This window comes from Parapedobacter flavus, assembly GCF_035818675.1.
Classification (GTDB): Bacteria; Bacteroidota; Bacteroidia; order Sphingobacteriales; family Sphingobacteriaceae; genus Parapedobacter; species Parapedobacter flavus.
On the sequence record NZ_JAYKZZ010000025.1, the window covers coordinates 12,460 to 34,118 of the forward strand.

Below are 21,659 nucleotides of genomic sequence, written 5' to 3' on the forward strand. Positions count from 1 at the left end.
TTTTTTGAAACCAAAATGTATAAACGATGAAACCTTTACGAATCATACTGACGCTGCTGGCCTTCTCCGTAGCGGCCACCTTTACCGCCTGTGAAAAGGAAGGCCCCACCGGGCCACAGGGTGAACAAGGAACCGCCGGTCCGCAGGGCGAACGGGGCGAACAAGGCGCACAAGGAGATCGGGGCCCGAAAGGTGATAAGGGAGACCAGGGCGACGCCGGCCCTGCTGGACCGAGGGGAGCAACGGGGGCCCAGGGGCCGCGGGGAGCGACAGGCGCCCAAGGACCGAGAGGAGCAACCGGGCCGGCCGGGCCCCAAGGCCCTCCCGGCACCGCCAATGTGATGTATTCGGATTGGATTAATCCCGACTGGAATCGGGCAAATACCCCCGACCGGAAACTGCATCATTTTAATATTCCCGAGCTCACCCCCGATTTCCTCAACAACGGCGGAATAGCTCTTGTTTACATTCGTATTGAAATTGCCATCAACTCGCCTGAGGTTTCATTGATTCCCCGCCAGACAACGATCCTTAATGCCAATGTCTATTCCGCTATCCTTCCGAGGTTACGAAGCATCTCCATTATGATGACAAAAGGGGATGCGCTCACCATTCCACCGGCATTAAATGATGCCGAGTTCAAATATGTGCTTATTCCTGGTGGCGTTGATATCTCTGCCGTAACACAGCTCGGTATTAATACCGATGACTATCTCCGCGCGAAAGAGATGCTGCAGTAAGTTCTGCCATATACTCCTTCCGGGAAATCATGGTGGCCCCAAGGGAGGCGAGGTGGTCGGTATGTACTTGGCAGTCGATTAACCGATACACCCCTTGTTGACAGAGGGAAGCCAACGCTACCTTTGAGGCGTTGGCTTCTCTGCTGAACATGCTTTCGCCGCAAAACACAGTTCCCACCGCAACGCCGTAAAGGCCGCCGACCAGCTTGCCCGACAACCAAACCTCCACGGAATGCGCATGGGCCAGGCCGTGCAGCGTGATATACGCTTGCTGCATATCTTGGGTTATCCACGTGCCATCTTGCCCTTGGCGCGGCTGGGCCGCACAGGCGGCTATCACGTCGGCAAACGCCTGGTCATACGTCACATCGAAGCGCCCCGACCGGAGTACCTGCCGCATGCTTTTACTGATTTTCAGTGCTTGGGGAAAAAGTACGAAGCGCTCATGCGGCGAATACCAAAGCATGGGCGTATCGTCGCTGTACCAAGGGAAGATACCCTGGTGGTAAGCCGCCATAAGCCGTTCGGACCGCAGGTCTCCACCAACGGCTAAGAGCCCATCCGGCTCGGCCAGTGCCGGGTCGGGAAACAAAAGGGTGTGCGGATCCAGCTGGAAAATCATTCCGGCTGGCGGGGCTCCTTACTGATTTCGTCGAACAGCTTATCCATGTGCTCCACGTACTCGTTCGTGTCGTCGAGGAAAAACTCCAGTTCCGGAACGATGCGGGCCTGGTTCTTGATACGCGTCCCCAGTTTATAACGGATCTCATTGGCGTGCGACCGGATACTGGCCAGATCTTCCTTCGCGGTTTTGGTGTTGAGAAAGCTTAGGTAAACCCGAGCAATGGCCAGATCGGGCGTCATCCGTACGCGGGTGATGGTAATGAAAGCGCCCGGTGCCCATGCACCGCCCTCCCGTTGGAAGAGTGCCCCCAAATCCTGCTGGATTACCCCTGCAAAACGCTGTTGTCTTTTACTTTCCGTATTCATGAGATGGTGCTTAAATTTTCTAACGCGGCTCCCATACCCCACATGGTGCACGCAATGTCATCAGCAAAGTTAACGATTTTTTGCTTTCCGCAATCAGTGGGTCGCATTGGGTTCCAGCAGTTCGTCGATACGGACAAACTGATAACCCTTGCTTTTCAAAACACGAACCAATCGCGGCAGCTCCTGGTAAAATTTTTCTTGTCGTCGCGGATCGGTACCGATATGGCTCAGCAGGATAAACCCATTCAGTCCGTTTTCATCCTTTTGTTCGTAGGCTAGTATCGATTTCATGACAGCCTGATTATCAACGTACCGCTTTCCCATCTCCGGATAGGTGTAATCTGCCGTGGAGCGGGTACCCGGCGTGAAGTTGACGAGCTGCAACCCCATGTTGCGTGTCCACGCGGCTATGATGTCATTATACCACTCATAGGGGGGCAGAAAATAACGGGCTTGTTTTTTGTCGATACCAAACGCGGCCATCGCATCGTACGAATCGTTCAGGTCGCTTTCAAACTCCTGCCGGGTAACGAGCAGGCTATCGCGGTTGGTCCAGTCGCAATACAACAGGTGGCTATCGGAGTGGGAGCCGAGGTAATTACCTAGCTCCCGGAGTTCCATGATATGGGCTTTAAAAGCTGTATTCCGATAAAAACTCCCCGTCAGGAAAAAGGAGGCATGCAGTTTTTCGGTTTTCAATGTGTGGATGACGGACGACAAGCCATCACCGAACTCATGGCCGGTAAATACCAGCGCGATCTTCTTCGTCGACTGGTCGCCACGGACAATAGCGCCGAGAAAATCCACATGCGACTCATCCACTTGGGCGCGGACAACGGACAGGAGACCGAAAAATATCAGAGCAAGCCGTTTCATCCGTTGCCAGGTATACGTTCGTCTTCCACGGTCGGAGGCGTTACACCCAACTTTACCGCCAACTGCTGCAAATCGGCCCATACCGCCTCAACCAAAGGAATCCCATTGGCCTCGTTCGTGCGTGTAGCTTCATATTCCGGTTCTCCGGGGATGATCACCGGCTGTTGCTCATCCACCCTTTTGGCCCCTTTGAACCGGGTGATCCACTGATCCATATTCGCTTTGAAATCGGCAACGGGGCGGAAACCATCCACCCGCATGGCTCCTACGAAATGGCCGATCCCTTGCCCCGGCTGGTCGGCCACGGGTTGCAAATAAGCTACGAAAGGTGGCACCCATGGGCCATAGTTAGCCCCGGAGAGTACCCCGGAAAGGATGTCCACCGTTGCCGACAGGCCAAACCCTTTGTGGCTGCCGTGTGAACGGTCGCTCCCCAATGGCAGGAGGGCGCCGCCGTTTTTCACCGCGGTGGCATCGGTGGTTGTGCGGCCATCTGCGCTGACCGCCCACCCTTCGGGAATGGGCTTCCCGGCGCGGCCAGCAACTTCCAGTTTTCCATTGGCGGCTGCCGATGTGGCCATATCGACCACCACCGGTGGGTACTTTCCGGCAGGGAAGGCATAGCATATCGGGTTTGTTCCCAACAAGCGCTCCGTTGAAAAGGTGGGTGCCACCAACGGACTGGCGTTGGTTACCGCGTATCCGATCATATCCTGCGCTGCGGCTTTCAGGGCATGGTAACCGGCGATACCGAAATGGTTCGAGTTGCGGATGGCCACCCATCCAGACCCGTACTGCCGCGCTTTTTCAATGGCTATTTCCATGGCGTAGGGCGCAACAACAAGCCCCAAGCCGCCATCGCCATCCACGGTTGCGGTTGTGGGGGTCTCATGTACCAACCGCGGCGTGGGGGCGGTGTTCAAACGCCCATTTTCCCACAGGCGCACGTAGCCACTCAAACGGGCTACGCCGTGGGAGTCTACGCCGCGGAGATCGGCCGTTACCAACACATCGGTAGCTAAAGCTGCATCTGCATCCGGGCAACCAATAGACTTAAAGACGCTGTATGTAAACGCGCGTAACTGTTCTTCGGATATCGTCATTCTGTTCTAAAGTATGTCATCCTCACTGTGTACTGCTGCGTGCCCGCTGCATCGGGTTCGGTCCCGAGGATGTACCACGGGCTGGACCATCGCCTTGTTTGAACAGCTCGAAACGGGTGGGTGTATGCCGGCGTGGCCACGCGTTATTGTCTTCGTCGATGTCGGCGGTTTCACGCAAGGGGTCTACCACTACCGATGTTACTTCCTTAGTCTTTGCGAACACTTTCGTCACCTCGTTTTCATCCTTCCGCCAGATATAGGCAGGAATACGCTCCAGCTCCGTCGTCCCATCGGCGTAGGTCCACTGCAGGATAATCGGCATCACTAACCCACCCTTATTGCTGAACGCAAGCTGATAAAAATGGTATTTGCCGTCATAAAGCTCCTTTTCTTCTGGCGAGAGCGACTGATAGTACTGTTCAAAGGCCTTTTTATCTGCATCGGAGACGCCAAAGCGGTCCCATTTGTTGTAAAAATCCTGCAGCGAAGTGTCGGCTTCCACCGCGAAATCCACGCCGGCATCGATATTCCGTTGGCGACCAACCGTGTTTAACTCGCTTTCATAAGCATCCCTTGCCACTTCTTGTGCATCGGCGAGATTACCTATAGGCTGGAAATGCTGCACGTCGTCCAATGAGATATCAACAGGGTCAATACCGAAGAACCATCCACGCCAAAACCAGTCGAGATCTACCGCCGACGCATCTTCCATGGTGCGGAAGAAATCGGCAGGCGTTGGATGCTTGAAGGCCCAACGGCGCGAATACTCCTTGAATGCATAGTCAAATAACTCCCTGCCCATCACCGTTTCGCGCAGGATATTGAGCGCCGTTGCGGGTTTAGCGTAAGCATTGGGCCCGAATTGCACAATATTTTCCGAGTTGGTCATGATCGGTTCCAACTCGTCTGTTGGCAGCTTCATGTAATCGACAATTTTATGGGCGGGGCCGCGCCGCGACGGGAAGTCCTTATCCCACTCCTGCTCGGCGAGAAACTGGCAGAAGGTGTTGAGCCCCTCGTCCATCCAGGTCCACTGCCGCTCGTCTGAATTGACAATCATGGGGAAGAAGTTATGCCCAACTTCGTGGATGATCACACCAATCATCCCATACTTGGTGGCTTCGGAATAGGTGCCATCCTTGTCCGCCCGCCCATAGTTGAAACAGATCATGGGATACTCCATGCCGTTTGCTGCTTCTACCGAGATAGCCACGGGATATGGATAAGGAATGGTATGTTTGGAATATACCTTAAGGGTGTGTGCCACCACCTTGGTAGAGTAGGGGTTGTAAAGCGGGTACGCCTCTGGGCCGTAGTAGGACATGGCCATGGGCGTATGGCCTTCGATGCCGGTCTTTACCCGCATGGCATCCCACACCAAGCGTCGGGAAGAAACAAACGCGAAGTCACGTACATCCTGCGCTTCATAGACCCATGTTTTCTTGGCCGTTGACTTACCTTGCATCGCCTGCTTAGCCTCATCGAGCGTTACGACCTCTATCGGTTCGTCTGCCTGCTGCGCTTGCTTCCATCGCTCAAGCTGGCCCTTGGAGAGCACAGTGCCGTAGTTCTGGCATTCGCCCGTAGCGCCCACGATATGGTCGGCGGGCACGGTAATGTTTACTTTGAAGTCGCCGAATACCTGTGCAAACTCGCCCCGGCCGGTAAATTGCTTGTTCTGCCACCCCTCGAAGTCGGAATACACTGCCATACGGGGGTACCATTGCGTAATGGTGTATAGATAATTGTCATCCCCGGCAAAATATTCGTAGCCGCCGCGCCCCCCTTCGGCCATCCGGTCGCTGATGTTGTATTCCCAGTCGATCTGCAGCTCGAATGTGGATCCGGGCTTCAACGGACTAGGGAGCTCCACCCGCATCATCGTATAATTGATGGTATAGGAGAGCGCTTTGCCCGAGCCATCGGCGACCTTTTGTATGGTAACGCCGAGGTCATTGTCGCTATTGATAAGCTGTCGCAGCTGTCGGGTGGTTACCTGGTCGCCGAGGGAGCTCTCATCAAACCGCTTACTCTCGGCATCGGCTTTATGCTCGTTTTCATCCAGCTGCAGCCATAGGTAGCTGAGCGGGTCGGGCGAATTGTTCGTGTAGGTGATGGTTTCCGATCCGATTACCCGTTGGTTCTCGTCGTCAACCTCCACATCGATGACATAGTCGGCTTTCTGCTGCCAGTACTGATGCCCGGGCGCGCCCGAAGCAGTGCGGTAAACATTCGGGTCGCTCAACAGGGTACCCAGTTGCTCAAACTTATTCCCATGGTTGGAATTGGCGTTATGCAGCTGTTGGCCGTTCACGCCCAATGCGAGGAGGCCTGCCCCCAGAATAATGATAAATGCTTTGTAATTAAATGACATACAATCTAATCTATGAGTTAAAGTCGCTCCAGCGCCATCACGAACGCAATGCCAAATACGGCTGCCGACAGGAAAAAGGTCCAGTCGCGCCGCGTTACGGCGAATATACCGGTAGCAACAAACGATACCAGCAGCACAAAAAATACGATAATCAGTTGGCCAAGTTCGAGCCCCAGGTTGAACGCAAAAAGCGGCGATGCAATGCTGCTCTCTTTGCCCAGCAACGACCGCAAGTAATTGGAAAACCCAAGTCCGTGGATAAGGCCGAAAAACAACGCGTAACCATACGTCAGCCAGTCCGTCTGCGTTCGCCGCCGCCGCCGTTTCGCCACGTTGCTAAATGCGGTAATTACAATGGTTACAGGAATGAGGAACTCAATGAGCACCGTGTCAACGCGGATGAGGTTAAAAACGCTTAGCGCTAAAGTAAGTGAATGTCCTAGCGTGAATGCGGTAACCAGCATAATGACTTTACGCCAGTCCTTGATGAAGTAGGTACAACAGAGTGCGATGATAAAAAGAATGTGGTCGTACCCCGAAAGGTCCAGGATATGCTGCAAACCCAACGCAAAATAAATCCCAAAATCCTGCATGATCGTTGTTTTGTCCTTATATTTCCCCTATAAACCCATTTTTCATACCCAAAACTATTTTATTGCGTATAAACGAGAATTTAGCTAAGTTCGTAGCAATATTACGTTTATTGCTGCGAAAACACAATCAATAGCCATAAAAATAAACGGTTAGCAGCCCCCAATAGTATCAAGTGCACGATGTTAAACAGCGTCCTCAATGTCCTTCTAATGCTCTTGCACCCGTTTTACGTGAGCGTCACCACGGTAGATTATAACGAACAGGCGCACCGGGTGGAAATAGGTTGTCGGATTTTTTATGACGACCTCGAAACCGCCCTTAAAAATGGGCGCGAACTCAAAATTGACCTCACCAACCCCACCGATAAATCGGCAACGGACAGCCTACTTGCCACCTATTTCGACAATCACGTGCAGCTTTCCGTGAACGGCAGCCCCGTATCGGTTCGCTACGTAGGCTATGAAATCGACGAGGATGTTGCGTGGTGCTTCCTCGAGGCCGTAAACATCGACCGTGTGAAACAGTTACGTATAGAGAACCGCATCCTGTTCGACCACTTTCCTAAACAGAGTAACATCTTGCACGCCACTGCCTACGGCAAACGGCAAAGCACAAAGCTGGATAACCCCGAGCGGACGACTCTCTTTGAGTGGTGAGCAATCACCCTTCATTAGCTTCCCAGTCGCCAAAATCGCCGTCAAAGAGACTCCCTAGCATGTCAGCAAACGCGATTCCACCATCGAGATAATCCTTATTGAGCTGCGAATACTCGGCCAACCCGTGAAGCACGAACTCCATGAGCAACACTTTTTGGCTCTCCGCAAGCTTAGGGTGTAGTTTTTTAACCAGCGCATACAAGCCGGGAACCGTTGTCATCGCCTTTTTATACTGGCTATCAGATAGGTTGTCCGTTAGCTCCAACCGGTTGCCAGCTGTAAACCAGTCGATGATGGGTGCATAGGGGTTTTCGGCTTTCCCCTTTTTAACTTTCTCGGGATGGGGGAAATAGGGTGTGAACAGTGTCTTTATGGCCCCCCCAATCAACCGGTGCGCCACGTGCACAGGCCCTTCCAGTTCGCCTTCATATACCAATTCGATCTTGCCTGTAATCGCCGGGACCACACCAACAAAGTCCGATATGCGGGCTACCGTGGCCGGTTGGCCCGAAACCAGCATCCGCCGTTCGGCGGCACTCACCAGGTTTTCGTACGCTGAAATGGTCAGCCGAGCCGAAACGCCCGATTTCTGGTCGATGTACTCACTTTCACGCGCTTCAAACGCCACTTGCTCCACCAAGTCCTTCAATAGCCCATCGACCTCAACGGCCGACTGCTGCTCCGGGGTAATACGGGCCTCCTGGAAGGTGATTTTGCGTGATATGTCAATGCTTTTCGGGTAGTGGGTCAGTATCTGACTTTCGATACGGTCTTTGAGCGGCGTAACGATAGCCCCCCGATTGGTGTAGTCTTCGGGATTGGCCGTAAACACGAACTGGATATCGAGTGGCAACCGCAGTTTGAACCCCCGTATCTGGATGTCTTTCTCCTGTAGCATATTGAAAAGAGCCACCTGTATGCGCGCCTGAAGGTCGGGGAGTTCATTGATAACGAAAATACCGCGGTGGGCCCGGGGGATCAGTCCGAAATGGATGACCCGCTCATCGTTATAGGTGAGTTTCAGCGTCGCCGCTTTAATAGGATCAACATCACCTACCAAATCGGCCACGGTTACATCGGGCGTTGCTAGCTTCTCCGTGTACCGATCGGTCCGGTGAAGCCACGCAATAGGTGTTTCGTCACCTTTCGTCTGGATTTCGTTGCGGGCGTACCACGAAATGGGGTTTAGGGGGTCGTCCAAAAGTTCACTCCCGGCCACATACGGCACATACTCGTCGAGTAGGGACACCATCAGTCTGGCTATCCGTGTTTTTGCTTGTCCGCGCAATCCGAGCAGAAGGATGTTGTGGCGGGATAAAATGGCGGTCTGCAATTCGGGAATAACCGTTTCGTCGTACCCGACAATACCCTCGAGTCCGGCATCGCGATCATGCAACCGCTTAATGAGATTGGCGCGCAGTTCGTCTTTTACACTGCGGTGTTTGTAGCCCGATTTTTTAAGTTCGCCTAATGTGTTGATGTTATTCATTTACGCTTATTGTTTGCTCTTTGCTTTGTGCTCTTTGCTTTATATTTCATCCCCCGAACTTGCCTGTTCTGCTGGTCCCGCAAATACAGCCTAGGGTACGAAGTACCCAGTCCTACTATACACTACCACCGTTTTGCGGGGCCAGCAAACACGGCCTAGGTGTGTAGTACCCAGTCACACCATAAACTACCTCCGTTTTGCTGGTCCCGCAAACACGGCCTAGGGTGCTTGGCACCCAGTCGTGGTGCGGGACCAGCAAAACCCTCACCTCACCGTCCGCCTTCTATTCCGTACATAATCCTCAAAAATATACTCCCCCAGCCCCTGAAGGGAGCTGTAAAACGCCTTCCCACCATTCGTTTCGGTAAACTGGCGGACGAATTGCTGCAGGTAAGGGTCGCGTGCGATCATGAACGTCGTGATGGGGATATTGAGGCGCTTACACTGCGCCGCCATGTTCAGCGTTTTGTTTACCACCTTACGATCCAGACCTACGCTGTTTTTATAGTAGCGGCCGTTCTCTTTTAGACAGGTCGGCTTGCCATCCGTAACCATAAAAATCTGCTTGTTGTGCGTTTTCCGCCGACGCAGCAAATCCGTTGCCAGCTCCAATCCGGCCAATGTGTTGGTATGGTAGGGCCCTACTTTTAAATAGGGAAGGTCTTTGATACGGATAGGCCATGCATCGTTGCCGAACACCACGATATCCAAGGTGTCTTTCGGGTAGCGCGTGCGGATCAGCTCTGCCAGGGCCATGGCCACCTTCTTCGCCGGCGTGATGCGGTCCTCGCCGTAAAGGATCATGCTGTGTGATATATCGATCATCAGCACGGTAGACGTCAACGTTTTGTAGTCGCGCTCCTCCACTTCGAGATCGCGTTCGGTGAGCATGAAATTGCCAAGACCATGGTTTACCTGAGCATTATGGATAGAGGTGGTCATGTCAATCTGGTCGAGGCTGTCGCCATATTGATATTCCCGGCGATCGGCATTCTTCTCTTCGCCTAGGCCCGATAGGTTGCTATTGTGATTGCCCCGACCGCTTTTGCGCAGCTTGCCGAAAATCTCTTCCAACGCCGATTGGCGGATAGCCTGCTCGCCCTTGGCGGTAATCCGTACCTCCCCACTACCCGGGTCGTCACTGAGGTAACCCTTGTCTTTGAGTTCCTCGACAAAATCGCCGATGCCATAATCATCGGCCGTGAGCCGGTATTGTTTGTCGAGCTCATTGAGCCACGCCAAGGCTTCCGCGGCATCACCCGCCGTATATTGCAGCAGCTGCATGAAAAGTTTCAATAGCTCATCGAACCCGCCTTTAGGCAATGTGCTGGTTATGTATTTCGAAAAATGATAGCCGCGCATGGGTGTATAACTCCTTTCTGTCGATTCATCAAGCTGTTCCGGTTTGGAACAACTCGTCTAAGGTAATTGTTTTTCGGCGTCTGGTCGAGCCGCCCGCTGCTTTTTTACATTGCGCTTATGCAATTGCAGCCGGGACTGAAACAAAAGTATAGCAATCGATATATCCTTGCTATCTTTGTTTCAAATTTTAAGCTTGTTAACGGTTAAGTTGACAGGGTCGTGATGCCACCGGCGTCATTGAACAGATGGAAAGACAACGATCAAATGAAAGATATGACTAGAGTGGTTATTACAGGAATGGGTGCCGTTACCCCGCTGGGAAACGATATAAAGACCTTTTGGCAACATGCTGTCGAGGGGGCGAGTGGCGCAGGGGCAATCACCCGGTTTGACGCCAGTCAATTCCGCACCCAGATTGCCTGTGAGGTGAAAGGGTTTGCTCCCCAAAAGTACCTCGATAGGAACGAGATAAAACGCAGCGACCTTTTTACCCAATATGGCCTATATGCGGCATCGGAAGCGATCGAAGATGCCGGCTTGGATCTATCCACTATGGATCCGTTCGACGTTGGCGTCATCTGGGGCGTGGGCCAGGGGGGCATGGAAACGTTCGAGCACGAGGTCACCCAATACGTGGAAGGCGAATACGTGCCGCGCTTCAGTCCGTTTTTTGTTCCGCGCCTCATCGTCAATATGGCATCGGGTATGATTTCTATGAAGTATGGGTTACAGGGGATCAATTACACCACCGTTTCGGCCTGTGCTACGGCCAATACCGCTATTATGGACGCCTTCAACTACATCCGGATGGGCAAGGCCAAAGCGTTTATAACGGGGGGGTCCGAGGCACCCATTACACCGGCCTCCATAGGGGGCTTTTCGGCGATGAAAGCGATGTCTGCCCGTAACGACGACCCACAGCATGCCAGTCGGCCGTTTGATACCGACCGGGATGGGTTTGTGATGGGTGAGGGCGCTGGAGCATTGCTGCTGGAAGAATACGAGCACGCCAAAAAGCGTGGTGCCCACATCTATGCCGAGGTGGTGGGTGCTGCGATGACCGCCGACGCTTATCACCTTACCGCGCCGCACCCCGAAGGGCGCGGAGCTTCCAAAGCGATGGAATTAGCGCTGGGTGAAGCGGGAATCAATGCGGCCGACGTAGACTACCTCAACCCGCACGCCACCTCGACGCCCGTGGGCGACATCAGTGAGCTGAATGCGGTGAGCAAAGCGTTCAAGCACACCGAAAACCTCAGCATCAGCGCAACGAAATCCATGACGGGCCATCTGTTAGGGGCTGCCGGGGCCATCGAAGCCATCTTGGCCGTTAAGGCCATCAATCACCAGGTAATACCACCAACGATCAACACGGTTCATTTGGACGACGCCATCCCAAAAGACATTCATATCGTCACCGGGGATGCATTGGAGCGGAAGGTAAACGTGGCAATGAGCAATGCTTTCGGCTTCGGTGGTCACAACGCCACCATCTTGTTCCGCGGAGTCTAGTCTCCGTCATCCAACAGGTGCCCGCCAATCTGCTTGCTTGCGCGGGCGCCTAGCTTCTTGAGTTTTTCCACTTTACGGATAACATTGCCGGGGCCCGTTCCGAGTTTCTTCGTGGCCTCTTCATGGGCTCGCACGGCGCGGTTGAGCTGTTCGCCCATTTTATCCATGTCTTGCAGAAAGCCGACGAACTTATCATACAGTGCCCCTGCCTCCTTGGCAATTTCAAGTACATTGCGCGTTTGCCGCTCCTGTTTCCACATGCTGGCGATCGTACGTAGCGTAGCCAACAACGTAGACGGACTTACAATGACCACCTTGCGGTCCCAAGCATCGCTGAAAAGGTCGGCTTTATAGGTGATAGACATGCTGAATGCCGATTCGATAGGCATGAACAGCAACACGAAATCGGGTGAATTGATTTGGTAGAGGTCGTGGTAATTCTTGGCCGATAAACTTTTCACATGGTTTTCTACCGACTGTATATGCTGCTTGGCCGCGAGTTCGCGCTCCTCATCCGTGTCGGCATTTACCCAGCGCTCGTAAGCCAGCAAGGAGACTTTGGAATCGACCACGAGGTGCTTCTCGTCCGGCAAGTCGATGATGGCGTCGGGTTGGAGGCGCTTCCCTTCTTCATCCGTAATCGAGGCCTGCAAGCGGTATTCATTATCCTTCACCAGTCCCGAGCGTTCAAGTACCCGCTCCAGGATGACCTCGCCCCAGTTGCCCTGTTTCTTGCTGTCTCCACGCAATGCGCGGGTCAGGCTGTTGGCCTCATCCTTGATGCGTAGGCTCTGCTCCATCAACTGCTGCACCACCCCTTTCAGCGAGTTCCGCTCGGCAGCTTCATTCTGATAGGTCTTGTCAACTTTTTCTTCAAACGTCTTTATTTTATCTTTCAGCGGCCCCAATATCTGGTCGAGCGACTTGCTGTTGGTTTCGGTGAATTTTTGGGTCTTGTCATCCAGGATCTTGTTGGCGATAACCTGGAATTCCGTATTGAACTGCTTTTTGATGATTTCGATCTCTTCCTTCTGCGCTTCAAGCCGCTCCTGCTGCGACTGGTAATAGGCGCGACCGCTTTCCAGGGACTTATCAGCCTTCGCTAGCTGCTCGCGCGTTTGCTGCAGTTCATCGCGCAGGCGCTGCTGCTCCTCTTTAAACAGCGTTGCTACGCGATCGTTCTCTGCGATGAGACTTTCGGCGTGCTGCTGCGCGCGGGCCAGGTCAATGGTCAGCACTTCTTTTTCCGTACGTAATTGGGCCACTTCTTGCGCGTTGGTTCCTGACTGCGGCCGCTTTACGAACAGAAGAACAGCAATAATAAGAATAATGAGGGCGATGAGCCCGATAGCAACGACGTATATTTCCATGATTAGACAAACTTAGATAAATTATTGGAGCGCTTCACCACCTTTTCCTCGGCTAGACCAACAATTGGGTTACCAATCGTAAAAACACGTATTAACAACCAAAAAGTGACCGCTATTAAACTGCTTATCGCAACGATGATATGCCTGATGTTTTCGGGGTGTTCGTTTCTATCCGAGCTTTTTATCCAAAACCGTTCTAACGAAAGCCTATCCATTACGATTACATATAAGGTTCCAGCAGCCGAATTTGCCGCAAAGGCAAGTCAAATGGATTACGTGCCGCGAATCTGCAATCCGAAACAATACCGAAAGGACGACCGGAGAACGTCAATTAAGATCACACATCGTTCCGACTCGTCGGTGAGTTTCTTCATTCCACCGCAGTCGACAGCAAGGATAGAAAGTGCCAGCAATCGTGACTTTATGAAGCATATCCGTCAGATTTCATATGACGAAAGCCATTTTTCGGCAGAAAGCTTCCTTGCAGCCTCTAAAAAACGCCAGTTTAGTTACACCCATCGAGTTAATTAACGCACAATGGACTTGTTTTAAGGTCATTACTGTCACCAACGCCCCCCGGCACCGCCACCGCCACTACTGCCGCCGCCCCAGCTGCCACCACTAGAGCTGCTGCTTCGGCTACCGGAGCTGCTGGAGCTCGATCGGCCACTGCCGGACGATGAGCCGACCGGTTTTGTGCGATTAAGGACCGTTTTGCCGTAGGATACGCTGTGCTTGCAATGACTGCACTCCTGTAGCCACTCGCCTTCGCCCTCATTAATTACCGTTGGCCGCTTCAGCACCTTTAAGAACCTATTGGAAAAGGTGCGATATCCACACGAAGGGCACGGCCCATATTTGGCGTAGCTCTTACCCTGAAAAGCAACAGGGTGGATACCTCCGGGGGCATCACGCGTCCAGATTTCATAGAAGAATGCACCGATGCTTTCCTCCTTACGCTGACCCTTATCCAGGTATCGGGACACGTCTTTCTGTTTGTCCCGGCCCACGCGTTGCCAGCCATCACCAGGCGGCGGTACCATCCGCAGCTTATCGGCCTTACGCCGTTTCGTTCCGAGATACAGCAATACCCAGGTAAGCGGCGTAACCAGCATCGGCAAAAACATCCGCTTGTTGAACGCTGCAGACTCCGCAAGCCGGTTGGCCGCATCCTTAAAGGTCTTGCGGATGAGCGACAAACCATTGAAATACAGAATGGTAATAGCCAGACCGAAAAACACGGCAACATATAACGGTAGAAAGGACCAACGATACAACCAGGATGGTGGCATGCCCAGAAAAGCGATGGCGAAGACGGAAAAAAACGCAGTGAGAAACAGTATAAGCCCGCTAAAAAGCAGGTAGATCCACGTCGATGTACTTTTCGACTTACGCCCACTGCGTGTGGGAATACGGTTAAAAGCCCGGGAAGCGGTTCTCCATAACAAGTAATAGAGTGCAAAAACGACCACAAGGGAAATAAGCAATACCTGATTCTTGTAAAAGAACGAATCTTTTCGGGCGAGACTCCTGCGAAGATCGCCTGCGGCATCGGGGTTGAGCACCGCGGTCTTCACGGCATCCATGGCCGCCAGCACGCCACCGTCATAATCACCCTCGCGGAATCGAGGTACCAGCAGCGACTCACCGATCCGCTTCAGCAGTGCATCCGGCAACACGGCCTCCATGCCGTAGCCCGTAATGAAGCGGTAAGCCCTTTTCTGCGGAGAAACGAACAGCAGCAGCCCATTATTGGCAGGCGCCTTGCCGATACCCCACAGATTGAACAAGTCCAGCGCAAACTGGAAATCGTCCTCACCCACAAAATCATCCACCACCACCACAGCCAATTCGGCCGAGGTTTTAGCCTCCACCAAGCGCGCCAGCCTATTCAATGAGTCTACCACACCGGCGCTGAGAATCCGATCGGGATTACTCACGTAATAATCCTGTCCCCGATCTTTTGGTGAGGGGATTGTGCCTATTTGGTGTTGGGCGGTTGCCAGACTGATTATGCCAAGCAGCAACCCACATCCGATGGTGCAAATCGTCCGTAACAAATGGTTTGATGTATCCCTCATGGGTTCCAAATATAATGATCTTGCCTAATGTTTTGCCAATTTGCACAACCAGCCAACTTTACCTATGTTTGCGCAAAATTTTTAAAATGGCAACAACGAACAGAACATTCACCATGATTAAGCCCGACGCCGTACGCAACGGCCACACAGGCGCTATAATCAACGACATCATAGCAGACGGCTTCAAGCTGGTGGCCATGAAATATACCCAACTAAGCAAAGAAACTGCTGGTGCGTTTTATGCCGTGCATAAAGAGCGGCCATTTTACGGCGAATTGGTTGAATTCATGACTTCCGGTCCCATTGTAGCGGCTATCCTCGAAAAGGAAAATGCCGTAGAAGGGTTCCGCTCCCTAATTGGCGCTACTGACCCCAGCAAGGCTGAGGCGGGAACCATCCGCAACAAATACGCGAAATCCATCGACGCGAACGCTATCCACGGTTCAGACTCCGACGAAAACGCGGAAATAGAAGGTAATTTCTTCTTCTCGCAGTTCGAGCGGTTCTAAGACTTTCTTTCCTGGTGGGCCTTTCTTTATAGGCTTGCCAGGCTTCTCCGGGCCAAATAGAAGTCCTCTTTTTCGGTCATCCGCGCTTTATCGCCTTTCTTCTTATCCCCGTACCCACAGAGGTGCAGGATACCGTGGATGATGACGCGATGCAGCTCATCCCGCTCGGCAACTCCGAATTTCAACGCGTTTTCCACTACACGGTCAATGCTGATGAATATATCCCCCGTAATGGTATCTTCAAGCTCGCTATTATCAAACGTCACAATATCGGTATAGGTATCGTGCTGGAGGTATTGTTTATTGATTTCTAAGAGATAAGCATCGCTGCAGAGCACCACACTGATTTCACCAACCTTGAAGCCTTCGTTGGCGATAGTTTCCTTCATCCAGCGTTTTAGGGGTAATTTCTGCTTGACTCGATACGCCGTATCTTCGGTGAAAAAATGGATGTAGCCCATGTGCCTGTTTTGATTCGCCAAAGGTAGCAACTTTATCGCTGAAAGTCGCGCTGCTCGAGGTACGACTGCAGGATAAGTACCGCCGCCACGCGGTCCACCAGCGACTTATCCTGCCGCTTTTTCTTCGCCATGCCACTTTGGGAAATGGTTGCCGATGCCAGCTTTGAGGTGAACCGTTCGTCGACCGTTTCGACCGGGATACCGGGAAACGTGCGCCGCAACGAGCGGACAAACCCCCGCACGTGCTGGGCCGACTCGGATTCGGAACCATTGAGCTGGCGGGGCTCACCGACTACAAAAACGCTTACCGCTTCGTGGTTGAGGTAGGTTTTCACGTATTCCAACACATCCTTGGCGTGTACCGTATCCAGTGCCGTGGCAATGAGTTGCAATGGGTCGGTCACCGCCATGCCGACCCGCTTCGTACCGTAATCGAAAGCCATAATGCGCATCCCACAAAGGTACGCTATTTCGCCTTGGGAACCGCGCAGCCGCGACTTTTATCTTAAGTGGGGGCAGCGGTGTATCCGCTAGCTATCAGTAAATAAATATGAAATAGATGAGGGCCATGATAACGATGGCCACCATAACAGCAACCCAAATGATGTTGCTGGCGGGGCGATCATTGGGTTCATTGATGGCCTCCGGCGACGGTGCCGGGTTTTCCTCATGTGCCGCATAGTTCTCTTCTGCTTCCGGCTTGCCATCCTTGTCCGTTCGGTGATTGTGCGTTTCCATAACGTAAACCTTTGATTCCGGTAATATAACAACCCACCGAAACGATTGTTTGGCTGATACGTCTTCGCGCGCCGTTTCTACCGCGCAAATCACAATCTCATTTGTCGAATGCCAAATCTTTTCCTTATCATTGCACATCATAATATTCGGACATGAGATTCATTGTATCTACTTCCATTTTATTAAAACAACTACAAGCCATCAGCGGAGCCTCAAGCAGTAGTACCGTACTCCCGATATTGGAAAATTTCCTTTTTGAAATCAAGGATAATGTGCTGACCATTTCGGCTACCGACCTGCAAACCAGCATGGTTACGTCCCTGCCTATTGAGGCGAAGGAAGAGGGGCGCGTGGCTATGCCCTCCAAAATACTGATTGAGACGCTCAAGACGCTTCCCGACCAGCCCGTGGCTTTTTCGGTAGATACCACCACCCTGGCCATCGAGATCAGTGCCGGCGATGGTAAGTACAAGCTCAGCGGTGAAAATGCAGAAGATTTTCCGAAGATTCCCGTCGTCGACAATGCCTCATCGGTAACCATAACGGCTTCCGTATTGGCGGAGGCCATCAACAAAACGATATTTGCCGTCAGCAACGACGAATTACGTCCGGCCATGTCGGGCGTACTGGTGCAGCTGGCCGAGCAATCCGCTACATTTGTCGCCACAGACGCGCATAAGTTGGTGCGCTACCGGCGAAAGGATATCCGTACCGAAAACCCCACGTCGTTGATTCTGCCGAAAAAGGCCCTGTCACTGCTGAAATCATCGTTGCCCATCGAAGATACCGCCGTCGCAGTAGAATACAACAGCACCAACGCATTTTTCAAGTTTGGTCATATCCACTTGATTTGCCGGTTAATCGATGAGCGCTATCCCGATTACGAAGCGGTTATACCACAGGTTAACCCCAATAAGTTAACGCTTGATCGGCACACGTTCCTCAACTCATTGCGTAGGGTAGTCATCTTTGCCAATAAGACCACGCACCAGGTACGGCTGAAGATTTCGGGCAGTGAGCTCCATATCTCTGCGGAAGATCTCGACTTTTCCAATGAAGCACACGAACGCCTCAGCTGTCAGTTTGAGGGCGAAGACATGGAAATCGGCTTCAACGCGAAGTTCCTCGTGGAAATGCTGACCAACCTCGACAGCGAGGAGGTTGTCATCGAAATGAGCACGTCAAACCGAGCGGGGCTATTGATTCCGGCCGTATCGGAAGAAGACGAGGACATCCTAATGCTGGTTATGCCCGTCATGTTGAATAATATGGGTTAACGGCTTTGGAGCTTATCTACTCATTGATCGATTTCGTTCTTCACATCGACCAACACTTGGTCGAAATCGTCAACGAGTACCAAACATGGACTTACCTCATCCTGTTTCTCATTATTTTTATTGAAACCGGCATTGTAGTGATGCCCTTCCTTCCGGGCGACTCTTTGTTGTTTGCGGCAGGAATGCTTGCCGCCCAGCCCAATGAGCTCAATGTTGGGATCATTATCCTCCTCTTGTTAGTGGCGGCGATTACGGGCGACTCCCTTAATTATTCCATCGGGAAACGTTTCGGGATGCAGGTAACCAAATTTAAGCTTTTTGGCAAGCAGGTTATCAAACAGGAGCAGATTGAAAAAACACACTCTTTTTATGCCAAATATGGCAGTAAAACCATCGTAATTGCCCGCTTCGTACCGATTGTTAGAACATTAGCGCCTTTTGTGGGTGGAATCGGGCGGATGAATTATGGCACTTTTTTAACCTACAATGTGGTAGGGGCCATTTTATGGGTGGTGGGTATTACCTTAGCTGGCTATTTTTTGGGCAACATTCCCATCATTAGAGATAACTTCTCAAGCGTGGTGCTGCTCATCATCGTCATCTCCATCCTGCCCATTGTTTTCGAGCTGATAAAAGGGAAATTCAAAAAGCAGACGTAAACGCCGGCGTGCACCGGATTATCAATAATTTACCTAAGTTTGCACATGATTAAATCCATGACTGGTTACGGCATCGGAACCAAAGACAATCAAAAGGTAAAGTATACCGTCGAAATCAAATCGCTGAACTCAAAGTTCCTGGAGCTTAACCTGCGGCTTCCCAAGGCGTTCTCAGACAAAGAGCTCACGCTACGTGGCGAGTGCTCCCGACTCATTGAACGGGGCAAGGTGAACCTTACCGTAAGTGTGGAATACATCGACCAGACGGCCGGGGCCGCAACCATCAATGCCCCCCTGCTCAAGAACTACTACAGGCAGCTTGAAGCCATCGCACTCGACCTCAACACCGAAAAAGAGAACCTCTTTGAACTGGCACTCAATATGCCCGAGGTGATCAGCCATAATGAAGAACAGGCCGATGAGGCGGAGGCTGCGCTCCTCCTGAGCGCATTTCAAGATGCAGTAGCGCAACTCAACCGCTTCAGGGCCGACGAAGGTGCTGTGCTGAAAGAGGACCTGGCAGCACGCGCAAAGGGTATCGGGCGCCTGCTCACCGAAGTAGAGGCGGTGGAAACAGACCGCATCCCCCTTATCCGGGAACGGATAGGCCAGTACCTCGATGAAGCTGTAGGCAAAGAGCACGTAGATATGAACCGCTTCGAACAGGAGCTTATCTTTTACATCGACAAATTAGACATCACCGAAGAGAAGGTGCGCCTCCGTAGCCACTGCAACTATTTCCTTAAAGCACTCGAAGGTGCCGATGCAAATGGCAAGAAATTGGGCTTCATCTCCCAAGAAATGGGCCGCGAAATCAATACCTTGGGGTCCAAGGCAAACCACGCGGGCATCCAACAGGTGGTGGTACGGATGAAAGAAGAGCTCGAAAAAATCAAGGAACAATTGCTAAACGTACTCTGACGCACATGCAAGGTAAACTCATCATCTTTTCTGCACCTTCCGGCGCCGGTAAAACCACCATCGTGAAGCGCCTGCTGGCGGACCACCCCGACAAGATCTCTTTTTCCATTTCCGCCAGCACGCGGCAGCCGCGCACCGGCGAGGTAAACGGCAAAGACTATTATTTCATCTCCAAAGAAGACTTTCTGCATCGGATTGCCAAAAAAGAGTTCATCGAGTTCGAAGAGGTTTACTCGGGCACCTTTTATGGCACGCTACGTGCAGAGGTAGATCGGATATGGGCCATGGGAAAGCATGTCATCTTTGACATCGACGTAGAAGGCGGCCTCCACCTAAAGCGCAAATTCGATGACCGGGCACTGGCGGTATTTGTGCAGCCCCCGTCGTTAGATGTGCTGGCACAGCGCCTCCGCGGGCGCGGCACAGATAGCGAGGAAAAGCTCCGTGAGCGCGTCGTAAAAGCAGAAAAGGAATTGGGCTATGCTGACCGGTTCGATGTCATCCTACAAAACGACGACTTGGAGAAGGCATGCGCGGAGGCCGAACGGTTATTGTTGGGTTTCCTCAACGAAAGATAAAACAAGAAAACATGCAGCACATCGGGTTGTTTTTCGGATCGTTCAACCCCATCCACACGGGCCACCTCATCATTGCCAATTACATGGCAAATTATACGGAGCTCGACGAGGTGTGGCTGATTGTGACCCCTCACAACCCGCTTAAGAAGAAAGGTTCATTAATTAACCAGTATGACCGTCTGGAGATGGTAAACCTCGCCATCGAAAAGGCCGAAAACATCCGAAGTAGCACCATCGAGTTTTCCCTTCCACAACCGTCGTACACGATAGACACACTTACGCACCTGCGCGAAAAATATCCCGAAAAGACCTTCGTTCTCATCATGGGGTCGGACAACCTGGTTTCCTTCCATAAATGGAAAAACCACGAAATCATCCTGCGTCACCACCGCATCCTCGTGTACCCGCGGCCAGATTATCCGGCTCCGGCCGAACTGGCCGAACACCCTGCGGTCACGATCACGGATACACCCCTGATGGCGTTTTCATCCACCTTCATCCGTAATGCGGTGAAGACAGGCAGGAACATCCGCTATTTCGTTCCCGACAGCGTCGAAGCGTTCATCGAGAACAAGGGGTTGTATAAGTAGCTACCTGCCCATCCAGCCACCATCCACGGTCAGCACGGTTCCATGCACGTAATTAGCGGCTTCTGAGGCGAGGAATATGGCGGGCCCCTTGAAATCGTCGGGTTCACCCCAACGACCGGCGGGAATACGTTCCAAAATGGAGCGGCTTCGGTCCGGGTCATTGCGCAGCGCTTCTGTATTGTCTGTGGAAATGTAACCCGGAGCAATCGCATTTACATTGACTCCTTTGGCCGCCCACTCGTTGGCGAACGCCTTGGTGAGCTGGCCTACGGCGCCCTTTGAAGCCGCATAGCCGGGCACATTGATGCCACCCTGGAAAGTAAGGAGCGACGCCGTGAAAACAATCTTTCCACTTCCTCGCGCCACCATCTCTTTACCAATCTCCCGGGTTAGAATAAACTGGGCGTTCTGGTTGATTTCGATGACTTGATCCCAATAATCGTCCGGATGCTCGGCTGCAGGCTTGCGCAGTATCGTTCCGGCATTGTTGAACAGAATGTCAATGCGAGGGTGATCGGCTTTCACCTGTTCAATAAATGCATAGAGTGATGTTCGACTACCGAAGTCGGCCTGGTACGCATAGAAACGGCGTCCGGTAGCTTCAACAGCCTTAGATACGCCGCTTCCTTGCAGCTCCAGCGACGCCGACACGCCGATGATGTCCGCCCCGGCAGTAGCCAACCCTTCGGCTATCGCCTTGCCGATACCACGCTTGCAGCCCGTTACTAAGGCTACTTTTCCACTCAGATCGAATTTATCTCTTGTCATGTTTAAAAATT

The 21,659-nt window shown here is 52.3% G+C and carries 24 protein-coding genes; 10 read left to right on the forward strand and 14 right to left on the reverse strand.

All coding sequences use genetic code 11. From position 1 onward, the window contains the following. Positions 1 to 26 precede the first annotated feature (26 nt). A complete protein-coding gene (locus U9S71_RS17795) occupies positions 27 to 740 on the forward strand; it encodes a hypothetical protein (protein ID WP_326329046.1) in 714 nt (237 codons plus the stop codon). Here U9S71_RS17795 and aat read toward each other — a convergent pair. The 6 genes from aat to U9S71_RS17825 all read right to left on the reverse strand — a co-directional run bounded on the left by aat (position 697) and on the right by U9S71_RS17825 (position 6,679). Next, positions 697 to 1,362 (reverse strand): leucyl/phenylalanyl-tRNA--protein transferase, encoded by a 666-nt coding sequence (gene aat / locus U9S71_RS17800; protein ID WP_326329047.1) that lies wholly within the window; start codon positions 1,360 to 1,362, stop codon positions 697 to 699. The genes U9S71_RS17795 and aat overlap by 44 nt on opposite strands. After that, a complete protein-coding gene (rbfA, locus tag U9S71_RS17805; RefSeq protein ID WP_326329049.1) occupies positions 1,359 to 1,730 on the reverse strand; it encodes a 30S ribosome-binding factor RbfA in 372 nt (123 codons plus the stop codon). Before rbfA ends, aat begins: the two co-directional genes overlap by 4 nt. A gap of 93 nt (positions 1,731 to 1,823) precedes the next feature. Beyond that, positions 1,824 to 2,606, reverse strand: coding sequence for a polysaccharide deacetylase family protein (locus U9S71_RS17810; RefSeq protein ID WP_326329050.1), 783 nt, complete (start codon positions 2,604 to 2,606; stop codon positions 1,824 to 1,826). Further along, complete coding sequence (locus U9S71_RS17815; protein WP_326329051.1) at positions 2,603 to 3,709, reverse strand: Ldh family oxidoreductase; 1,107 nt, start codon at positions 3,707 to 3,709, stop codon at positions 2,603 to 2,605. Before U9S71_RS17815 ends, U9S71_RS17810 begins: the two co-directional genes overlap by 4 nt. Positions 3,710 to 3,731: 22 nt before the next feature. Next, on the reverse strand, positions 3,732 to 6,083 hold the full coding sequence (locus tag U9S71_RS17820) for a M1 family metallopeptidase (RefSeq protein ID WP_326329052.1): 2,352 nt from the start codon (positions 6,081 to 6,083) through the stop codon (positions 3,732 to 3,734). A 17-nt stretch (positions 6,084 to 6,100) separates the two neighbouring features. Further along, positions 6,101 to 6,679, reverse strand: coding sequence for a HupE/UreJ family protein (locus tag U9S71_RS17825; protein WP_495532342.1), 579 nt, complete (start codon positions 6,677 to 6,679; stop codon positions 6,101 to 6,103). Between the two features lie 177 nt (positions 6,680 to 6,856). On the opposite strand from U9S71_RS17825, the gene U9S71_RS17830 reads away from it, so the two are divergent. Next, positions 6,857 to 7,333, forward strand: a complete 477-nt coding sequence (locus U9S71_RS17830; RefSeq protein WP_326329054.1) for a DUF6702 family protein — start codon at positions 6,857 to 6,859, stop codon at positions 7,331 to 7,333. Positions 7,334 to 7,337: 4 nt separating this feature from the next. On the opposite strand, the gene U9S71_RS17835 is transcribed toward U9S71_RS17830, so the two are convergent. Then, the gene (locus tag U9S71_RS17835; protein WP_326329055.1) at positions 7,338 to 8,822 is read right to left on the reverse strand and encodes a sigma 54-interacting transcriptional regulator; all 1,485 of its coding nucleotides are present in this window, start codon (positions 8,820 to 8,822) and stop codon (positions 7,338 to 7,340) included. A gap of 264 nt (positions 8,823 to 9,086) precedes the next feature. Next, positions 9,087 to 10,184 (reverse strand): vWA domain-containing protein, encoded by a 1,098-nt coding sequence (locus U9S71_RS17840; protein WP_326329056.1) that lies wholly within the window; start codon positions 10,182 to 10,184, stop codon positions 9,087 to 9,089. Between the two features lie 273 nt (positions 10,185 to 10,457). On the opposite strand from U9S71_RS17840, the gene fabF reads away from it, so the two are divergent. Next, positions 10,458 to 11,696: a beta-ketoacyl-ACP synthase II gene (gene fabF, locus U9S71_RS17845; RefSeq protein WP_326329141.1), complete on the forward strand. Its 1,239-nt coding sequence runs from the start codon at positions 10,458 to 10,460 to the stop codon at positions 11,694 to 11,696. On the opposite strand, the gene U9S71_RS17850 is transcribed toward fabF, so the two are convergent. Beyond that, positions 11,693 to 13,066, reverse strand: a complete 1,374-nt coding sequence (locus U9S71_RS17850; protein ID WP_326329058.1) for a DNA recombination protein RmuC — start codon at positions 13,064 to 13,066, stop codon at positions 11,693 to 11,695. The two genes, fabF and U9S71_RS17850, sit on opposite strands and share 4 nt — an antisense overlap. Before the next feature lie 24 nt (positions 13,067 to 13,090). Between U9S71_RS17850 and U9S71_RS17855 the strand changes: the two genes are divergently transcribed. Beyond that, complete coding sequence (locus U9S71_RS17855; protein WP_326329059.1) at positions 13,091 to 13,597, forward strand: hypothetical protein; 507 nt, start codon at positions 13,091 to 13,093, stop codon at positions 13,595 to 13,597. A gap of 32 nt (positions 13,598 to 13,629) precedes the next feature. Here the strand turns inward: U9S71_RS17855 and U9S71_RS17860 are convergent, their stop codons facing one another. Further along, positions 13,630 to 15,147 (reverse strand): TPM domain-containing protein, encoded by a 1,518-nt coding sequence (locus U9S71_RS17860; RefSeq protein ID WP_326329060.1) that lies wholly within the window; start codon positions 15,145 to 15,147, stop codon positions 13,630 to 13,632. A gap of 86 nt (positions 15,148 to 15,233) precedes the next feature. On the opposite strand from U9S71_RS17860, the gene U9S71_RS17865 reads away from it, so the two are divergent. Then, positions 15,234 to 15,656 (forward strand): nucleoside-diphosphate kinase, encoded by a 423-nt coding sequence (locus U9S71_RS17865; protein WP_326329061.1) that lies wholly within the window; start codon positions 15,234 to 15,236, stop codon positions 15,654 to 15,656. A 26-nt stretch (positions 15,657 to 15,682) separates the two neighbouring features. Here U9S71_RS17865 and ybeY read toward each other — a convergent pair whose 3' ends face one another. The 3 genes from ybeY to U9S71_RS17880 form a co-directional block, all read right to left on the reverse strand. After that, positions 15,683 to 16,117, reverse strand: a complete 435-nt coding sequence (gene ybeY, locus U9S71_RS17870; protein WP_326329062.1) for an rRNA maturation RNase YbeY — start codon at positions 16,115 to 16,117, stop codon at positions 15,683 to 15,685. A 32-nt stretch (positions 16,118 to 16,149) separates the two neighbouring features. After that, positions 16,150 to 16,569 (reverse strand): Holliday junction resolvase RuvX, encoded by a 420-nt coding sequence (ruvX, locus tag U9S71_RS17875; RefSeq protein ID WP_326329064.1) that lies wholly within the window; start codon positions 16,567 to 16,569, stop codon positions 16,150 to 16,152. 85 nt (positions 16,570 to 16,654) lie between these two features. Beyond that, positions 16,655 to 16,855: a hypothetical protein gene (locus U9S71_RS17880; protein WP_326329066.1), complete on the reverse strand. Its 201-nt coding sequence runs from the start codon at positions 16,853 to 16,855 to the stop codon at positions 16,655 to 16,657. A 152-nt stretch (positions 16,856 to 17,007) separates the two neighbouring features. Between U9S71_RS17880 and dnaN the strand changes: the two genes are divergently transcribed. Genes dnaN through nadD form a run of 5 tightly spaced genes read left to right on the forward strand, consistent with a single transcriptional unit; the run spans position 17,008 to position 20,880 of the window. Beyond that, entirely contained in the window at positions 17,008 to 18,132 is a 1,125-nt protein-coding gene (gene dnaN / locus U9S71_RS17885; protein ID WP_326329068.1) for a DNA polymerase III subunit beta, read from the forward strand. A 5-nt stretch (positions 18,133 to 18,137) separates the two neighbouring features. Continuing rightward, a complete protein-coding gene (locus U9S71_RS17890) occupies positions 18,138 to 18,791 on the forward strand; it encodes a DedA family protein (protein ID WP_326329070.1) in 654 nt (217 codons plus the stop codon). A gap of 45 nt (positions 18,792 to 18,836) precedes the next feature. After that, complete coding sequence (locus tag U9S71_RS17895; RefSeq protein WP_326329072.1) at positions 18,837 to 19,712, forward strand: YicC/YloC family endoribonuclease; 876 nt, start codon at positions 18,837 to 18,839, stop codon at positions 19,710 to 19,712. 5 nt (positions 19,713 to 19,717) lie between these two features. Then, a complete protein-coding gene (gene gmk, locus U9S71_RS17900) occupies positions 19,718 to 20,290 on the forward strand; it encodes a guanylate kinase (RefSeq protein WP_326329073.1) in 573 nt (190 codons plus the stop codon). 11 nt (positions 20,291 to 20,301) lie between these two features. After that, positions 20,302 to 20,880, forward strand: coding sequence for a nicotinate (nicotinamide) nucleotide adenylyltransferase (gene nadD / locus U9S71_RS17905; RefSeq protein ID WP_326329074.1), 579 nt, complete (start codon positions 20,302 to 20,304; stop codon positions 20,878 to 20,880). Here the strand turns inward: nadD and U9S71_RS17910 are convergent, their stop codons facing one another. After that, positions 20,881 to 21,648 (reverse strand): SDR family NAD(P)-dependent oxidoreductase, encoded by a 768-nt coding sequence (locus U9S71_RS17910; protein WP_326329075.1) that lies wholly within the window; start codon positions 21,646 to 21,648, stop codon positions 20,881 to 20,883. Between the last annotated feature and the right edge of the window lie 11 nt (positions 21,649 to 21,659).

What these genes read in the sequence shown, in the direction of transcription:
- aat (WP_326329047.1), bottom strand. Translation starts at nt 1,362, where the DNA reads ATGATTTTCCAGCTGGATCCGCACACCCTTTTGTTTCCCGACCCGGCA.
- U9S71_RS17815 (WP_326329051.1), bottom strand. Translation starts at nt 3,709, where the DNA reads ATGACGATATCCGAAGAACAGTTACGCGCGTTTACATACAGCGTCTTT.
- U9S71_RS17840 (WP_326329056.1), bottom strand. Translation starts at nt 10,184, where the DNA reads ATGCGCGGCTATCATTTTTCGAAATACATAACCAGCACATTGCCTAAA.
- U9S71_RS17880 (WP_326329066.1), bottom strand. Translation starts at nt 16,855, where the DNA reads ATGGAAACGCACAATCACCGAACGGACAAGGATGGCAAGCCGGAAGCA.
- U9S71_RS17835 (WP_326329055.1), bottom strand. Translation starts at nt 8,822, where the DNA reads ATGAATAACATCAACACATTAGGCGAACTTAAAAAATCGGGCTACAAA.
- U9S71_RS17850 (WP_326329058.1), bottom strand. Translation starts at nt 13,066, where the DNA reads ATGGAAATATACGTCGTTGCTATCGGGCTCATCGCCCTCATTATTCTT.
- U9S71_RS17910 (WP_326329075.1), bottom strand. Translation starts at nt 21,648, where the DNA reads ATGACAAGAGATAAATTCGATCTGAGTGGAAAAGTAGCCTTAGTAACG.
- dnaN (WP_326329068.1), top strand. Translation starts at nt 17,008, where the DNA reads ATGAGATTCATTGTATCTACTTCCATTTTATTAAAACAACTACAAGCC.
- U9S71_RS17830 (WP_326329054.1), top strand. Translation starts at nt 6,857, where the DNA reads ATGTTAAACAGCGTCCTCAATGTCCTTCTAATGCTCTTGCACCCGTTT.
- U9S71_RS17865 (WP_326329061.1), top strand. Translation starts at nt 15,234, where the DNA reads ATGGCAACAACGAACAGAACATTCACCATGATTAAGCCCGACGCCGTA.
- U9S71_RS17895 (WP_326329072.1), top strand. Translation starts at nt 18,837, where the DNA reads ATGATTAAATCCATGACTGGTTACGGCATCGGAACCAAAGACAATCAA.
- U9S71_RS17860 (WP_326329060.1), bottom strand. Translation starts at nt 15,147, where the DNA reads ATGAGGGATACATCAAACCATTTGTTACGGACGATTTGCACCATCGGA.
- U9S71_RS17810 (WP_326329050.1), bottom strand. Translation starts at nt 2,606, where the DNA reads ATGAAACGGCTTGCTCTGATATTTTTCGGTCTCCTGTCCGTTGTCCGC.
- ruvX (WP_326329064.1), bottom strand. Translation starts at nt 16,569, where the DNA reads ATGCGCATTATGGCTTTCGATTACGGTACGAAGCGGGTCGGCATGGCG.
- U9S71_RS17820 (WP_326329052.1), bottom strand. Translation starts at nt 6,083, where the DNA reads ATGTCATTTAATTACAAAGCATTTATCATTATTCTGGGGGCAGGCCTC.
- fabF (WP_326329141.1), top strand. Translation starts at nt 10,458, where the DNA reads ATGACTAGAGTGGTTATTACAGGAATGGGTGCCGTTACCCCGCTGGGA.
- gmk (WP_326329073.1), top strand. Translation starts at nt 19,718, where the DNA reads ATGCAAGGTAAACTCATCATCTTTTCTGCACCTTCCGGCGCCGGTAAA.
- ybeY (WP_326329062.1), bottom strand. Translation starts at nt 16,117, where the DNA reads ATGGGCTACATCCATTTTTTCACCGAAGATACGGCGTATCGAGTCAAG.
- U9S71_RS17795 (WP_326329046.1), top strand. Translation starts at nt 27, where the DNA reads ATGAAACCTTTACGAATCATACTGACGCTGCTGGCCTTCTCCGTAGCG.
- rbfA (WP_326329049.1), bottom strand. Translation starts at nt 1,730, where the DNA reads ATGAATACGGAAAGTAAAAGACAACAGCGTTTTGCAGGGGTAATCCAG.
- nadD (WP_326329074.1), top strand. Translation starts at nt 20,302, where the DNA reads ATGCAGCACATCGGGTTGTTTTTCGGATCGTTCAACCCCATCCACACG.